Origin of the sequence: Streptomyces sp. NPDC006529 (genome assembly GCF_040611795.1) — a bacterium.
Lineage (GTDB): Bacteria > Actinomycetota > Actinomycetes > Streptomycetales > Streptomycetaceae > Streptomyces.
Genome location: NZ_JBEXPB010000006.1, coordinates 1 through 14,908, shown reverse-complemented (window position 1 = coordinate 14,908; position 14,908 = coordinate 1). Strand labels below are relative to the sequence as shown.

The 14,908-nt window shown below is 73.8% G+C and carries 10 protein-coding genes and 1 pseudogene; 7 read left to right on the top strand and 4 right to left on the bottom strand.

Annotated features, from left to right (window positions below; genetic code table 11):
- Positions 1-106 precede the first annotated feature (106 nt).
- Positions 107-859, bottom strand: coding sequence for an ABC transporter permease (locus ABZY31_RS07085; RefSeq protein ID WP_356405681.1), 753 nt, complete (start codon positions 857-859; stop codon positions 107-109).
- A gap of 152 nt (positions 860-1,011) precedes the next feature.
- A complete protein-coding gene (locus ABZY31_RS07080; protein ID WP_356405679.1) occupies positions 1,012-1,926 on the bottom strand; it encodes an ATP-binding cassette domain-containing protein in 915 nt (304 codons plus the stop codon).
- Between the two features lie 100 nt (positions 1,927-2,026).
- Between ABZY31_RS07080 and ABZY31_RS07075 the strand changes: the two genes are divergently transcribed.
- The 4 genes from ABZY31_RS07075 (at position 2,027) to ABZY31_RS07060 (ending at position 5,454) form a co-directional block, all read left to right on the top strand.
- Positions 2,027-2,251 (top strand): hypothetical protein, encoded by a 225-nt coding sequence (locus tag ABZY31_RS07075; RefSeq protein ID WP_356405677.1) that lies wholly within the window; start codon positions 2,027-2,029, stop codon positions 2,249-2,251.
- 106 nt (positions 2,252-2,357) lie between these two features.
- Complete coding sequence (locus tag ABZY31_RS07070) at positions 2,358-3,527, top strand: histidine kinase (RefSeq protein WP_356405675.1); 1,170 nt, start codon at positions 2,358-2,360, stop codon at positions 3,525-3,527.
- Positions 3,528-3,531: 4 nt separating this feature from the next.
- A complete protein-coding gene (locus ABZY31_RS07065; RefSeq protein ID WP_356405673.1) occupies positions 3,532-4,182 on the top strand; it encodes a response regulator transcription factor in 651 nt (216 codons plus the stop codon).
- A 111-nt stretch (positions 4,183-4,293) separates the two neighbouring features.
- Entirely contained in the window at positions 4,294-5,454 is a 1,161-nt protein-coding gene (locus tag ABZY31_RS07060; RefSeq protein WP_356405671.1) for an ROK family transcriptional regulator, read from the top strand.
- A 492-nt stretch (positions 5,455-5,946) separates the two neighbouring features.
- On the opposite strand, the gene ABZY31_RS07055 is transcribed toward ABZY31_RS07060, so the two are convergent.
- Entirely contained in the window at positions 5,947-6,726 is a 780-nt protein-coding gene (locus ABZY31_RS07055) for a GntR family transcriptional regulator (RefSeq protein ID WP_356405669.1), read from the bottom strand.
- 303 nt (positions 6,727-7,029) lie between these two features.
- On the opposite strand from ABZY31_RS07055, the gene ABZY31_RS07050 reads away from it, so the two are divergent.
- From ABZY31_RS07050 to ABZY31_RS07040, 3 genes are all read left to right on the top strand, one after another.
- On the top strand, positions 7,030-7,887 hold the full coding sequence (locus tag ABZY31_RS07050; RefSeq protein WP_356405667.1) for an alpha/beta fold hydrolase: 858 nt from the start codon (positions 7,030-7,032) through the stop codon (positions 7,885-7,887).
- A 260-nt stretch (positions 7,888-8,147) separates the two neighbouring features.
- Positions 8,148-9,710, top strand: a complete 1,563-nt coding sequence (locus ABZY31_RS07045; protein WP_356405665.1) for an alkaline phosphatase D family protein — start codon at positions 8,148-8,150, stop codon at positions 9,708-9,710.
- 149 nt (positions 9,711-9,859) lie between these two features.
- Positions 9,860-11,335 carry a GNAT family N-acetyltransferase gene (locus ABZY31_RS07040; RefSeq protein ID WP_356405973.1) on the top strand — a complete coding sequence of 492 codons (1,476 nt, stop codon included), beginning with the start codon at positions 9,860-9,862 and terminating at the stop codon, positions 11,333-11,335.
- Between the two features lie 54 nt (positions 11,336-11,389).
- Here ABZY31_RS07040 and ABZY31_RS07035 read toward each other — a convergent pair.
- Positions 11,390-14,908: pseudogene (locus ABZY31_RS07035) on the bottom strand (type I polyketide synthase); the annotation flags it as partial.

The following is a 14,908-nucleotide window of genomic DNA, read 5'->3' as shown; positions in this document are numbered from 1 at the left end:
GCGCGCCGCGGGGAACCCGCGTGTCCGGAGCCGGTCGATTGCCTCGAGATGCGCTGCCGTCGTCATGTCGTCAGTATCCCCAGCAGCACTGACAACTGGTCCGGCGTCACGCGTCCCGCCTGCGGACGGCGATCCAGCCCGCCCCCAGCGCTGCCGCCGTCCATAGGGCCATGACGCCCAGCCCCGCCCACGGCCCGAGCTCTCCCTGCGGATTCGCACTCAACACCAGCTGCCCGGCACGGTCCGGCAGGTACTGCCCGAGCCCACCCGCATGGTCACCGAAGACAAACGAGATCAACAGGACGAAGGGTATGAGCAGGCTCAACACCGCTGTCCCGCTGCGGAGTACGGCGGTCAGTCCGGCTGCGAACAACGCCATGAGGGCGAGGTAGAGGCCGCTGCCGACGATCGCCCGGACCGCACCCGGATCACCCGGGCCGATGGCCTGCTCCCCCATCAGGGCCTGACCGGCCAGGAAAGTGGCAAGGCCGGTGAGCTGCCCGGCCACCAGCGCCAACCCGGCGATGACCACTGCCTTGGAGAGGTAGAAGCGGCTCCGGTTCGGCACGGCGCCGAGAGTGATCCGCAGTGCCCCGTTGTGGAACTCCGCTGCGAACGCCTTGGCGCCGAAGGTGATGGCCGCTATCTGCCCGAAGCTGATGCCATAGAAGGCGAGCCGGAGTGGATCACTTCCGGCCCTCGCAGCCTCCGACGGGCCGATGAGCGCGTTCATGAGGACCTGTATCCCGGCGGTGGACACGAGTATCGCGACGAGTGCCCAGAGCGTGCCGCGCAGCGACCGTATCTTGATCCACTCCGAATGCACGACGGGGATGGTGGGGAGGGCGGGAGCGGTCATGGCCGGTTCTCCAGTCACGGTGTTCGGGGTGTTTTGGTGTGCATCGGTCACGGGTGTCCGGGCTCGGGTGTCCGGGCTCGGTGTTCGGACCCGATTGCCCGGCTGTTCGGGTACGCGGCTGTTGTTGCGGCAGGCGGTCTCGGTGCCAGTGGTCAGCGCGAGCCAGACGCGAAGGGAGTCGACTCCGCGGTGAGATCGAGGTAGGCCTCTTCCAGGGAGGCGCGCTCATCCGCCAGTTCAAGGACCGGTATGCCTTCGCGCGCTGCCAGGGTGCCTATCCACTCGGCCTGGACGCCGTCCACGGTCCAGCGCCCGTCCTCGGCCTGCACCATCGAGAGCCCGTCGGCGGCCAGGACCTCTGCCATGCGACCTGGATCCGTGGTGCGCAGCCGCACCCTCGGGGTGCTGCGTGCATCGATGAATTCCTTCATCGATGTGTCGGCGAGCAACTTTCCCCGGCCCAGGACGACCAGGTGTTCCACGAAGGACGCGGTCTCCGCCATCAGGTGGCTGGAGACGAGGACGGTCCGGCCCTCCGCCGCGAGCTGCCGGAGCAGTTCGCGGATCCAGATGATGCCTTCGGGGTCGAGACCGTTGGTCGGCTCGTCCAGGAGCACCACCCCGGGATCGCCCAGCAGCGCAGCGGCGATGCCCAGGCGCTGGCGCATGCCCAGGGAGAAGGTCTTGACGCGTCGACCGGCGACCGGGGCCACGCCGGCCTGTTCGAGTACCTCGTCGACCCGGCGGGCCGGGATGCGGTTGCTGACCGCCAGGGCCAGCAGATGGTCGCGGGCGGTACGCCCTCCGTGCGCCGCCTGCGGGTCCAGGAGTGCCCCGACGCGGAGCAGCGGGTCGGGGAAGTCGGTGAACATCCGGCCGCCGATGGTGGCGGTGCCGGAGGTCGGGCGGTCCAGGCCCAGCAGCAGGCGCATCGTGGTCGACTTGCCTGCTCCGTTGGGCCCGAGGAAGCCCGTCACGCGACCGGGCAGCACCTCGAAGGTGAGGTGGTCCACCGCTCGAACGGTGCCGTACTCCTTGGTGAGTTCGCGGATCTCGATGCTGTTCATGACTCAAGGCTGGCCGCTCGGTCCTGGTCGTTCCTCCCCCGCCCGGGGGGAAGCCCTCCCCCGCACGGGGGAGAAGCGCCGCCCTGCCTAGACTCGGCGCGTGAACACCATCAAGTGCACGCAGTGCGGTGCCGTCGGGCTCGAACAGGGATTCGTCGAGGACACCGGAGAGCACTCACGGGGATACGCTCGCTGGATCGCCGGAGCGCTGGAAATCGGCATCTTCGGCGGGGCGAAGCGGATGGGCCGGCCGCGCTGGCAGATCGACGCCTTCCGGTGTCCGGACTGTGGCCACCTCGAACTGTTCGCGCGCGAGCGCGTCTGACGCGGTCCCGGTGCGGCCCCGACGACGACTCCTCCCCCGCCCGGGGGTCCCCGTCTCCCCCGTGCGGGGGTGACGCGCCTGATCGGGCGGCTGCCACGATGACGGCATGTACCGACTGCTCCGCGCACCGTTCAAGGCAGTGACCTACACACGCTGGTTGCATCTGTGCGTGCCCATCCTCATCGTGGCCGTGTGGATGTTCATAGCTCCCCACGCGCCGTGGGTGCCTCTTCTCCTCGTCGCGCCGTTCGGCCTGGTGCCCTGGGTTCGTCTCGCCGAGGGACTCCAGGCGCGGTTCCTCCTGACCCCCCAGGACCAAGGCGACGACAGCACGATCAGTACGTCCCCTTCGGCGTCCTGGGGTGACCGGTGGCGGACGATGCTGTGGCTGGAGATACGGCTGGTGGTCTCCTCGGCGACGCTCTTCTCGTCCTCGTTCCTCCCGACGGTCTCGGTCGATCTGGCCCTCGCCGCCCTGGGCCGTCCCTCCGCGCATCCGTGGGTGCCGCTGGACGTCCCGGGCTGGGCATCGGCCGTGCTCATCCCCGTGCCGCTGATCCTGCTCATCGTGACGGTCGTCCTGCTCGGCGAGATGATCACCGCGATCGCGGGCAGCCTGCTCGGGCCGTCCGCTGCCGAGCGGCTCACGGCGCTGGAGCAGCGGACGGAGCAGTTGCTGGAGCGGACCCGGATCGCGCGCGAGCTCCATGACTCGATCGGTCATGCCTTGACCGTCGCGGTGGTGCAGGCGGGTGCGGCCCGTGCGGCCGGCAGTCCGGAGTTCACCGAGCGGGCGTTGTGCGCGATCGAGGACACGGGGCGGGCCGCGCTGGAGGATCTGGAGCGCGTGCTGCTGGTGCTGCGGGAATCCGCGCAGCCGCCCTCCCAGCGTCCGACCCTTTCGGAGGCGGACCGGCTGCTGGAGTCGGCCCGTGCGTCGGGGGCGGCGGTGGACAGCGAACTGCGCGGCCCCTTGGGTGGGTTGCCCGGCCCGGTCACTCGTGAGGGGTACCGGATCCTTCAGGAGGCACTGACGAATGTGCTGCGGCACTGCGGGCCGGTACCGGTGCGGGTCCGGGTCGAGGTGACGGGCGAACGACTCGACCTGGAGGTCACGAACCCGCTGCCGGAGGGGCCGACCCTGATGTCGGGCAGTGGCACCGGGCTGCGGGGAATGCGCGAACGGGCCGCGCTGCTCGGCGGCACGGCCGACACCGGTCCGCACGAGGGCAATTGGAGGGTACGCGCCCGGCTTCCGCTGGAGCGAATACGCTGACCGGATGCCGGTTACCGTACTGCTCGTCGACGACGAACCCCTGGTGCGAGCGGGTCTGCGCGCCGTCCTGGACGCCCAGTCCGACATCGAGGTGGTCGGCGAGGCCGCTGACGGGGCCGCCGTGGTCCCGCTGGTTCGTCGGCTGCGGCCGGACGTGGTCGCGATGGACGTCAGAATGCCGTTGCTCGACGGCATCGAGGCCACGCGGGCCGTCCTCAAGAGCATCGACAACCCGCCGAAGATCCTCGTCGTCACGACCTTCGAGAACGACGAGTACGTCTACCAGGCGCTGCGTGCCGGGGCGGACGGGTTCCTCCTGAAGCGGGCCCGGCCCTCGGAGATCGTCCACGCGGTGCGCCTGGTGGCGGAGGGCGAGACCCTGCTCTTCCCGGCGGCGGTGCGCGCGCTGGCCGCCGAGTACGGGAACCGCCAGGCGCGGACCATGCTGGAACGGGCCGCGCTGACCGAGCGGGAGGAGTCGGTGCTGCGGCTGATGTCCCGGGGGCTGACGAATGCGGAGATCGCCGGGGAGCTGTTCGTGGGGGCGGAGACCGTGAAGTCCCACGTGAGTGCGGTGCTGGCGAAGCTGGGGGCGCGCGACCGGACGCAGGCAGTGATCATGGCTTACGAATCGGGCTTCGTCGCCCCGGCCTGAGGGCACGGAGAGGAAGAGCTGATTCCGGCCGATGGGGGGCCGCTTCTCGCCGTCGCCCGGGGTGCGCAGTACGATCCGGCTGAACAGGCGCGCTAGCTGGGAGGACACACGTTGGGGCAGCTGACCGGCGGGGACCCCTCGCTGCTCCGGCGGATCAATTCCGCCGTGGTCTTGCGGGCGCTTCGCGCGGCCGAATCACCGACCCTCACGGATCTCACCCGACTCACCGGACTCTCCCGGCCCACGGTCGAGGGAGTCGTCGAGGGGCTCATCGGCACGGGGCTGGTCACGGAGGCCGAGGCCGGGGACGGTGCCCGCAGACAGGGGCGGCCCGCCAGACGGTTCCGGTTCCGTGCCGAAGCGGGCCACCTGCTCGGGATCGAGATCGGCTCCCACCGGGTCTCGGCCCTGCTCTCCGGGTTGGACGGGCGGGTGATCGGGGCCGGTACCAAGCAGGTCGCCGAGTCGGCTTCGGCCGACGAGCGGCTCGACCGGGTCCGGGCGACGGTCGCGGACCTGCTGCGGCGAGCCGGGGTACCGAGGGACGCGCTTCGCGCGGTCGGCGTGGGCAGCCCGGGGATCGTGGAGGCGGACGGCACCGTCCGCCTGTGCACGGCCCTCCCGGGCTGGACCGGGCTCCCCCTCGGTGAGCGACTGCAGCGGTCCTTCCGCTGCCCGGTCCAGGTGGAGAACGACGCCAACGCGGCGGCGGTCGCCGAGCACTGGAAAGGGGCGGGCCGGGACACCGATGACCTGGTGTTCGTCATGGCGGGCCTCAGCCCGGGTGCCGGTTCGCTGATCAACGGCCGGTTGCACCGGGGCTTCGGCGGCGCGGCGGGCGAAATCGGCGCGCTGCACCTGCTGGGCCGCGAGGTGACGCCGGAGAAGCTGCTGTCGACCACCGGTGAGCCGTTGCATCCGCTGGACGAGCAGGCGGTCGCCGCGGTGTTCACGATGGCCAAGCAGGGTGACGAGGGCGCGGTGGCCGCGGTGGAGCGGTTCATCCAGCGCCTCGTGCACGACGTGGCGGCCCTGGTGCTGGCGATGGACCCGGAACTCGTCGTGGTCGGGGGGTGGGCGGCCGGGTTGGACGGCGTACTGGACCCGCTGCGGCGCGAGCTGGAGCGGTACTGCCTGCGGCCGCCGCGCGTGGCCCTGTCGCTCCTCGGGGAGGCGGCGGTGGCGACCGGGGCGTTGCGGCTGGCGCTGGACCAGGCGGAGGAAGAACTCTTCGCGATCGAGAAAACGGTCACGGCCCGCAGCCGCGGCTGACCCGGGGTCCGGGGTCCTGGTGGGCGCCCTGGTTGACCGGGCCGACGACGGCCCGTCCGGGCACGCTGCCCGGCCCGGCCCCGCCGCCGCCGCCGGGCGTGCCACGGGCGGCCACGGAATGGAGCCGCCTCGGGCGGGTACATGGGGCGGGGGGCAGGGCGAGCCGGTGCGTGAGCCCGCTCATCGCGCCCGCCAAGCCTGTTCACCGGCCTGCGAGCGGCCGGGACACACCCGCAGTCGAGCGCAGCCCAGCCCACGAAGCCGCAGGGGGGGGGACCAGCCCCCCGCGCATAGAGCCCCGCGCGCCCGGCCTGCCGCGTCCCCGGGCCCGCGTCCCGCACCCCGAACCACCAGCGGGGCCCGACGCTCCGAGCCCGGCGGCCCGAGTGACCGGCGGCCCAAGCCGAGCCCCACGGCCCACACGAGCCCCGCAGCCCGGAGCCGCACCGCTGCGCGGCCCCAGTGCCCGCCCGCCCGCCCGCCCGCCGGCCGTCAGGAGGCGACGCGCGTGTCCGGGTCGTGGCTTATGCGGACGTCGCCGGAGTCCCCGAAGGTCAGTCGGCAGGTGTCCGCGCGGTAGGTCGCGACCGAGACCGCCGCGGTGCCCTCGGCCGTGAAGTAGCGGGTGGTGACCAGCAGCACCGGGGCTCCGGGCAGCCGGTCGAGTTCCCGGGCGTCGTCGGCGCGGGCCGAGCCGAGTTCCACGGAGCGGTCCTGCCCCTCCAGCACCAGGCGCTGCAGCTCGCGCAGCACGGCGCGGGCGCGGGCGGGTCCGGCGGGGGCGTCTATGCCGGAGAGCCCCGGTACCGACGAGCCGGGAACGTACAGCAGCTCGGCGGCGACCGCCTGGCCCTGGGTGACGCGGGTCCGGCGCACCGTGTGCACGGTCCGGTCGGTACCGAAGGGGACGGCGGAGGCGGTGCCGAGGAGCCGGGCGACGGCGGCGCCGGGCAGGGTCTCGGCGGCGTCCACCAGCTCCCACCCGTCGGCCTCACCGGGCCAGACGTGTTCGGTGGTCCCGACGGCGACGCCCACCCGCGGCGGGGCCACGGTGGTGCCGACGCCGCGCCGGCGCTGGAGCCTGCCTTCGAGTTCCAGCTGTTCGAGGGCCTGGCGCAGGGTCGCGCGGGCCACGCCGAAACGGGCGGCCAGGTCACGCTCGTTGGGCAGGACCTCGCCCACGGCGAAGTCCTGGTCGAGCGCCTCGCTGAGCACGGTCTTGAGATGCCAGTACTTCGGCTCCGGCACCGATTCGAGCTGCGTGGTCCCCACCCTGACTCCTCCTGCTGCCATCGCCGCAATCGCCGTGTTCCAGCGGCAGTTCCGCGCCTTTGTTTATTAAAGGTCCTTGCACTATCCCTGCGACGATAGGACGGTGCCTGCACTTGGTCAAGACCAATGCTCATCCCCGAGGCGGGCATAAGGGGTATTCGTATCAAGCCGTTCACAGGATGTTCTCGGCGCTCCGGGCGGCCGGTGGCGAGGGCTTGTTGCGGGGCACTACCGGGCGGTAGTCATTACTGACAGCGTGTCTCACAAAGCCCGCAGCGCCCACCGCCGCACCCGAGGAGCAGCATGACCGCCACCGCCTCCTTCGCCGTCGAATCCCCGCTCGGCCCCCGCACGGCGACCGTCAGCTACGAACGCGAGGGCGCGGGGGAGCCCCTCCTGCTGCTCCACGGCATCGGGCACCACTTCCAGGCCTGGCGCCCGGTCACCGGCATCCTGGCCGCCGACCACGACGTCATCGCCGTGGACCTGCCCGGCTTCGGGGCTTCCCCGGCGTTGCCGGAAGGGGTCCCCTACGACCTCGCGACCGTCGCGCCCGCGCTCGGTGCACTCTGCGCGGCCCTCGGTGTCGAGCGCCCCCACGTGGCGGGCAACTCGCTCGGCGGTCTGCTCGCCCTCGAAATGGCACGCCTGGGCCTGGTCCGCTCGGTGACCGCCCTCTCCCCCGCCGGCTTCTGGAGCGAGACGGAGCGCCGGTACGCCTTCGGGGCCCTGCGCGCCATGCGGGCCGGGGCCCACGCCCTGCCGCTCCCCGCCGTGGAGCGGCTCTCCCGCAGCGCCGCGGGCCGGGCCGCCCTCACCGGGACCATCTACGCCCGTCCCGGCCGCCGCTCCCCCGCCTCGGTGGTGGCCGAGACCTCGGCCCTGCGCGGGGCCGCCGGCTTCGAGCCGACGCTGGCCGCGGGTGGCGCCGTACGGTTCACGCGGGACGTGCCGGGCGTGCCGGTCACCATCGCCTGGGGCGAGCGCGACCGGTTGCTGCCGCGACGGCAGGGCCTGCGCGCCAAGCGCGCCATCCCCGGCGCGCGGCTGGTCCGGCTGCCGGGCTGCGGTCACGTCCCGATGAACGACGACCCCGCCCTCGTCGCCCGGGTCATCCTCGACACGGCGCGCACCCCGCTCCCGGCGGCCGTCACCGGCTGACGGCGTCCGCCCCCGCCCCGCTCCGACCGCCGACCCGCCGACGCTCCGGCCGCCGCCTCCCGACCGCCGGCTCCCCAGCGCTCCAGCCACCGCCTCCGGCCACCGGCCGACGGCGCGCCGAACCACCCTCAGACGGCCCGGCCGTGCCCCACCAGCCTCTGTTCATCCACGGTTCGCGTGCGCGACGCGGGCGGGCCGGTGTGCCGGCGGCACACTGGTCCGGCCCGTGCGAGACGACCGGAACCCTGGAGGCGCAACCGATGCCGCACACCCGCCGGACCCTGCTCACCGGTTCGCTCACCGCGTCCGCCGCACTGGCCCTTCCGCTGGGGTGGGCCGCCCCCGCGTTCGCCCGGTCCGGGCGCCCCGCCATGGCGTGGGGCACCCAGTGCGGTGAGGTGACGGAGTGCTCGGCGCTGGTCTGGACGCGTGCGGACCGGCCCGCGCGGATGTACGTGGAGACCTCGCCCACCGCCTCGTTCCGCCGCGCGGTACGCCGTCACCCCGGCCCGCTGCTCGGACCGGCCACCGATTTCACCGGCACCACCGCCCTGCGCGGCCTCCCGCCGGGCGAGCAGGTCCACTACCGCGTGGTGGTGGCCGATCCGGACGACCCCCGACGCGCCGGCGAACCGGCCTACGGCACCTTCCGCACCACGCCCGTCTCGCGCCGCTCCGGCGTCCGCTTCCTGTGGTCCGGGGACCTCGCGGGACAGGGCTGGGGCATCAATCCGGACCTCGGCGGCTACCGGGTCTTCGACGAGATGCGCCTGCGCGACCCGGACTTCTTCCTCTTCAGCGGGGACACGATCTACGCGGACGGGCCGATCCAGCCGAGCGTGACGCTGCCCGACGGCCGGATCTGGCGCAACGTGACCACCGAGGAGAAGGCGAAGGTCGCCGAGACCCTGGCCGAGTTCCGCGGGAACTTCCGCTACAACCTCCTCGACCGCAACCTCACGGCCTTCAACGCGCAGGTCCCGGTGATCGCCCAGTGGGACGACCACGAGGTGCGCAACAACTGGTACCCCGGCCAGCTGCTGGACGACCCGCGCTACACCGTCAAGCAGGTCGACGTACTGGCCGAGCGCGCCCGCCGCGCCTTCGGGGAGTACCTCCCTGGTCTGGCGGTCGATCCCGGCGCCCGCGCGGAGGGCCGGGTCCACCGCGTCGTCCGGCACGGTCCGCTGCTCGACGTCTTCGTCCTCGACATGCGCACCCACCGCAACGCCAACTCGCCGGGCCGTCAGGTCACCGACCCCGTCGGGATCCTGGGCGCCGAACAGCTGGCCTGGCTCAAGCGGGAGCTGTCCCGCTCGCGCGCCACCTGGAAGGTGATCGCCGCCGACATGCCGCTCGGCATCGTCGTCCCCGACGGCACGGCCGACTTCGAGGCGGTCGCCCAGGGCGACCCGGGCGCCCCGCTCGGCCGGGAGCTCCAGATCGCCGACCTGCTGCGCCACATCAAGCACCAGCGCGTCACCGGCACCGTCTGGCTGACCGCCGACGTCCACTACACCGCCGCCAACCACTACGCCCCCGAACGGGCCGCCTTCCAGGACTTCGCGCCCTTCTGGGAGTTCGTGTCCGGGCCCGTCGGCGCGGGCGGCTTCCCGCACGGCCGGCTGGATGCGACCTTCGGCCCCGAGACGGCGTTCGTGCGGTCGGCGCCGGTGGCCAACATGTCGCCGGCCGAGAACCCGCCGTACTACGGGGAGGTCGAGATCGACGGGGCGAGCGGGGAGCTGACGGTGCGCCTGCGCCGCCAGGGGGGCGCCGTCCTCTTCACCAAGACGCTGCGACCGGGCCGGGTCGGCCAGTAGCGGGTGGGCCGGCAACCGGGTCGGCCGGTGGGCCGATGCCAGGTGCGCCGCGAGCCGGAAAACAGGGCGAAATCGATCGGATCGACACTTAACCAGTCGGTCACAAACCGTTCGTGATCACGCAACACCCCACCGTCACAGTGGTGTGCATGACTGACCGCAGCCCCGCCTCCGCCTCCCGGCCCCACCGCCCCCAGCGCGCCCACCACTGGCGCCACGACCTCGTCGAGCTCGCGGCGCTGTTCTGCGCCGTGGCCGTCGCCGACGCGTTGGCCAATCTCGTGGTGCACGGTCCGCGCGGGCCCGTGATGCTCGTCGCCTCGGCGATTGCGCTCCTGGTCACGGCCGCCTTCCACACCTGGTGGGCCCGCCGTCACAGCCACGCCCCGCCGGGCCCGACCGCCCCCTCCGATACCGGCGCCCCGGCCGGGACCACGGCGCGGGGATCCACCGCGGGCACGGCGCCGGCTCCGGCCGATCCCGCGACCGAGGGCGCCACCGCCCTGTGGCGGATGCGGACTACCGTACGGGACGAGCCCGGCAGCCTGGCCGCGCTCTGCACCGCGCTCGCCCACCACCGCGTCGACATCCTGACCCTCCAGACCCACCCGCTCCCCGAGGGCGGCACGGTCGACGAGTTCCTGCTGCGCGCCCCTCAGGAGCTGCCCTCCGCCGAGCTGACCCGCGCCGTCGCCCGGGCCGGCGGCCACAGCACCTGGATCGAGCGCGCCGACGCGCACGACCTGGTGGACACGCCCACCCGGGTGCTCGGGCTGGCCACCCGCACCGCGCTGGACGCCGCCGAGCTGCCGCTGGCGCTGCGCCAGTTGCTCGGCCGCTGCACGATCCACTCGATCCCGGCCACCACCCTGACCGGCCGGCCCAACGCCGCCGCCTCCGCCCCCGTCGAGGGCGTGCTGGAGGCCACCACGATGCGGCTGCGCGACCCCTCCGGCGGCGTGATCACCGTGGACCGTCCCTACCTGCCCTTCACGCCCACCGAGTTCGCCCGGGCCCGCGCCCTGGTCGAGCTGGACGCCCGCCTCGGCCCGCGCGTCCCGCGCAGCCAGGACGTGCTGACCCTGCCCGAGGGCAACGAGATCACCGTGCGCCGCGCCGACGGCTCCGACGTCGTGGCCGCCCGCGCGATGCACGACCGCTGCTCCGAGCGGACGCTGGGCCTGCGCTACCACGGCCCGGTCGCCGACGCCGACCGCTACCTCGGCCACCTGCTGAGCCCCCGCTTCGGCCGCACCCTGGCCGCCACCACCACCTCCGGCAAGCTGGTCGCCCTCGGGCACCTGCTCTGGGACGGGGACGAGACCGAGGTGGCCCTGCTCATCGAGGACGACTGGCAGCGCCGCGGCATCGGCTCCGAACTGCTCCGCAGGCTGATCGCGATGGCGGTCGAGGCGCGCTGCGACAGCGTGTACGCCGTCACCCAGGCCTCGAACACGGGCATGGTGGCGGCCATGCGCGGCCTCGGGCTCCCGCTCGACTACCAGATCGAGGAGGGCACCCTGGTGATCACGGCCCGCCTGGACGCCGTCCGGGCCGGCTCCCGGCCGTCGTACGGGCCGCAGGGCGGGCAGCGTTCGTACGAGAGCCCGCGCCACCAGAACTGACGTCCCGGCTCCGGCCGTGGTGCGGCGCGGCGTCGTCCTCGCCGCAACCAGCTTCAACACCTCCTCCAGCGGCCGTTCGAGGTTCATCGCCGCACACACCGCGTCCAGCGCCTCCGCGAACACCGGGACGGCGTCATACAACTCACGCCCCATCCCGAGCCGCTGACTGCCCTGCCCGGTGAACAGGAAGGCCGTGCGGCCGGTCTTCGTCACCGTGTCGCGGGTCACCCCGGGGGCGGTACCGCCGTTGGCGAGGGCGGCGAGGGCGGTGGCGGCGGACTCGGGGTCGCGTGCCAGTACCACCGCACGATGGTCGAAGGCGGCGCGGGTCGTGGCCAGCGAGTACGCGAGGTCCGCCAGCCCGATGCCCGGGTGCGCGGCCAGGTGCGCGCTCAGGGCGCGGGCACGGTCGGCGAGGGCCTGATCCGTACGGCCCGACAGCGGCAGGGGCAGGACGACGCCCGGGGCGGCTCCGGTCCCGGTTTCGGTGTCGGCGGGAGCCGGGGATGCGGGCGGCGCCTGCTCGATGATCGTGTGGGCATTGGTGCCGCTGATGCCGAAGGACGACACGGCGGCGCGGCGGGGACGTCCGGTCTCGGGCCACGGAACCGGCTCGGTCAGCAGGCTTACGGAGCCTTCCGACCAGTCCACGTGCGGGGACGGCTGCTCGGCGTGCAGGGTCCGGGGAAGCACCCCGTGCTGCATGGCCAGCACCATCTTCATCACACCGGCCACGCCAGCGGCGGCCTGGGTGTGGCCGAGGTTCGACTTGATGGAGCCGAGGAGCAGCGGCTGGTCCTCCGGGCGGTCCTGCCCGTACGTGGCCAGCAGCGCCTGGGCCTCGATCGGGTCGCCCAGGGTCGTACCGGTGCCGTGGGCCTCCACCGCGTCGACGTCGGCGGTGGTGAGTCCCGCGCTCGCGAGGGCGGCGCGGATGACGCGCTGCTGGGAGGGGCCGTTCGGGGCGGTGAGCCCGTTGCTGGCACCGTCCTGGTTGATCGCGGAGCCGCGGACCACCGCGAGGACGGGGTGGCCGTTCCTGCGGGCGTCGGAGAGCCGCTCGACGAGCAGCATGCCCACGCCCTCGCCCCAGCCCGTGCCGTCGGCGTCGGCCGAGAAGGCCCGGCAGCGGCCGTCGGCGGAGAGGCCGCGCTGGCGGCTGAAGCCGACGAAGGTGCCCGGGGTGGCCATGACGGTGACACCGCCGGCCAGGGCCAGGTCGCACTCGTGGGCGCGCAGGGCCTGGATCGCCATGTGGAGGGCGACCAGCGAGGATGAGCAGGCGGTGTCGATGGTGACGGCGGGGCCTTCGAGACCGAAGGTGTACGAGACGCGTCCCGAGGCGATGCTGCCCGTGCTGCCGGATCCGAGCGACCCGTCCGCGCCGTCGGCCGAGCGTTCCAGCAGGGCGGCGTAGTCGTGGTACATGACACCGGCGAAGACACCGGTGCGGCTGCCCCGGACGGACGCCGGGTGGATGCCGGCCCGTTCGAAGGCCTCCCAGGTGGTCTCCAGGAGCAGGCGCTGCTGCGGGTCGGTGGCGACGGCCTCGCGCGGACTGATCCCGAAGAAGGCGGGATCGAATCCGGCGGCGTCGTGCAGGAAGCCTCCGTGGCGGGTGTACGAGGTGCCCGCGTGGTCGGGGTCGGGGTGGTAGAGGGAGGCGAGGTCCCAGCCGCGATCGGCGGGGAAGCCGGTGATGGCGTCGCCGCCGCTCTCCAGCAGCCGCCAGAGCTCCTCGGGGCTGGTCACGCCGCCGGGGTAGCGGCAGCTCATGGCGACGATGGCGATCGGGTCGTCATCGGCGCCGGCCGGGGTGGGCGCGGTGGGTGCCGTCCGCTCGGGGGCCGCGTGTTCCTCGCCGAGTTCGGCGGCGAGGTGGCGGGCGAGGGTGAGGGAGGTCGGGTAGTCGAAGACCAGGGTGGCGGGCAGGCGGCGGCCGACGGCCGCGCCGACCCGGTTGCGGAGCTCGACGGCGGTGAGGGAGTCGAAGCCCAGTTCGCTGAAGGCCTGTCCGGGTTCGACGGCGTCCACGGTGCCGTGTCCGAGGACGTCGGCGACGTGGCTGCGGACGAGGTCGAGCAGGAGCCGTTCCCGGGCGGCCGCGTCGAGGCCGGCGAGGCTCCGTTCGAGCGCGGAGAGCTCGGCCCCGGCGCGCCCGCCGCGGCTGGTACCTGCCGCGGCGGCGCGTCGTACGGGCGTGCGGACGAGCCCGCGCAGCAGCGGGGCCACGTCCGTCCCGGCAGCGGGCGGGGTGAGCCGCATGGGGACGAGGAGCGCCCGGTCCGCCCCGCCGTCGGTGGCGGCGAGGGCGTCGGCGAGGTCGAGGAGGGCGAGGCCGTCGGCGGCGGAGAGTCCTTCCACGCCGCCGCGCTTCATCCGGTCGAGGTCGGCCCGGTCCAGGGCGCCCGCCATGCCACCGGTGTCCTCCCAAAGGCCCCAGGCGAGCGAGACGGCCGGGAGGCCCTGGGCCCGGCGGTGTTGGGCGAGGGCGTCGAGGAAGGAGTTCGCGGCGGCGTAGTTGCCCTGGCCGGGGGCGCCGAACACGCCCGCGGCCGAGGAGAACAGGACGAAGGCCGACAGGTCCAGGCCGCGGGTCAGGTCGTGGAGGTGGAGCGCGGCGTCGGCCTTGGGCCGCAGAACGGTGTCGAGGCGTTCGGGGGTGAGGGAGTCGATCACGGCGTCGTCGAGGACTCCGGCGGTGTGCACGACGCCGCGCAGCGGGTGGGCCGCGGGGATCGCGGTCAGGGCGGCGGCGAGCGCCTCCCGGTCGGCGGCGTCGCAGGCCGCCCAGGTCACCTCGGCGCCCAGCCCGGCCAGTTCGCGGGTCAGGTCCGCGGCCCCGGGGGCGGTGTCGCCGCGGCGGCTCAGCAGCAGCAGGTGGCGTACGCCGCGCTCGCCGACGAGGTGGCGGGCGACGAGCCGGCCGAGGGTGCCCGTGGCCCCGGTGACGAGGACGGTCCCGTCGGCGTCGTACTGCGGGACGCTCTCCCCGGTGTTACCGGCAGCCGTGCGACCAGGGGTGGTCCGGGCCAGGCGGGGGGCGTGTGCGGTGCCGGCGCGCAGGGCGAGTTGCGGTTCCCGCGCGGCCAGGAGCGCGTCCAGGACGGGGGCGGCGATGTCGTCGCCATCGGTGTCGACGAGGACGAAGCAGCCCGGGTGCTCGGCCTGCGCGGAGCGCACCAGCCCCCAGACGGCCGCGTGGACGGGGTCCGGAACCCGGTCGCCGGTGCGGACGGCGACCGAGCCCCGGGTCAGGAGGACGAGCCGGCTGTCGGTGAGCCGCTCGTCGGAGAGCCAGCGCCGCAGCAGGCGGAGCGTGGCGCGGGAGGCCGCGTGGACGGCCTCGGGGGTGAGCTCCGGCGCGGCGGGCAGCCGTACCAGGACGGTGGCGGGTGCGGGAGTGCCGGAGTCGAGAGCGGTGTCGAGGGCGGCGTCGGCGGACGGCCCGTCGAGGACCAGGACGTCCCGGTCGGAGGTCGAGTTCCTGGAGCCGCTCGGGGAAGACCCATCCGTCGGGGTTGGGTGCGTCGTCGGTGGTGCCGAAGCCCAGCAGCCGGGTCGGGGTGCCGG